At 53.8% G+C, this 1,166-nt stretch carries 1 protein-coding gene; it reads left to right on the top strand.

From position 1 onward, the window contains the following. Positions 1-1,166 (top strand): group II intron reverse transcriptase/maturase (gene ltrA, locus A8990_RS31200; protein ID WP_116192904.1); only part of this gene is annotated, 1,166 nt, incomplete at both ends.

Raw genomic sequence — 1,166 nt, 5'->3', positions numbered from 1 at the left:
AGAGAAGCGGTGAAGCCGCCAGGGTATGCAGAAGCGCCGAGTTCTTCGCCGGCACAAGTCGCCCCTTCCGCTCGCAAAGACCACCAGAACGACCTGCTGGAGCGGATGCTCAAAGGAGACAACCTTCGGCTCGCATACAAGCGAGTGGTACAGAACGGAGGAGCCCCCGGTGTGGACTGTGTAACGGTAGCGCAGCTACAAGCTTACCTGAAAACGCACTGGGAAACGGTGAAAGCCGAACTCCTGACGGGAACGTACAGACCCTCGCCAGTCAAACGGGTGGAAATCCCCAAACCCGGAGGCGGCGTACGGCTGCTCGGCATCCCGACCGTGATGGATCGATTCCTCCAGCAGGCACTTCTACAAGTGATGAACCCGATTTTTGACCCGCATTTCTCGTGGTACAGCTACGGTTTCCGGCAAGGAAAACGGGCTCATGACGCGGTGAAACAAGCCCAAAGCTACATCCAAAGCGGACTCCGATGGGTCGTAGATATGGATTTGGCGAAATTCTTTGACCGAGTAAACCATGACATGCTCATGGCAAGGGTGGCGAGGAGAGTAACGGACAAACGTGTCTTGATGCTCATTCGAGCGTACTTGAATGCCGGAGTCATGGCAGATGGAGCGCTAACGAAGACGGAAGAAGGTACGCCGCAAGGCGGACCGCTAAGTCCGCTCTTGGCGAACATTCTGTTGGATGACTTGGACAAGGAACTGACTAAACGAGGATTGAGGTTCGTTCGTTACGCGGATGACTGCAATATCTTCGTCGCGAGTAAACGAGCAGGAGAACGGGTCATGGAGTCGGTTAGCCACTTCGTAGAAGGAAAGCTGAAATTGAAAGTGAATCGGGAAAAGAGTGCGGTAGACCGCCCATGGAACCGCAAGTTCCTTGGTTTTAGCTTCTTGAAAGACAAGAAAGCGACGGTTCGACTCGCCCCGCAAACCATCTCACGCTTTAAAGAGAGAGTTAGGGAATTGACGAACCGAACACGATCGGAGTCGATGGAAACCCGTCTCGAGAAATTGAACCGCTATCTCATGGGATGGCTTGGATATTTCCGACTCGCCTCGGCAAAGAGTCACTGCGAACGATTCGATCAATGGATACGCCGAAGACTTCGAATGTGTCTGTGGAAGCAATGGAAACGGGTACGCACCCG

This window comes from Paenibacillus taihuensis (assembly GCF_003386535.1).
GTDB lineage: Bacteria > Bacillota > Bacilli > Paenibacillales > Paenibacillaceae > Paenibacillus_Z > Paenibacillus_Z taihuensis.
The sequence above is the reverse complement of the archived record's forward strand: the minus strand, read 5'-3'. Positions and strand labels throughout refer to the sequence as shown.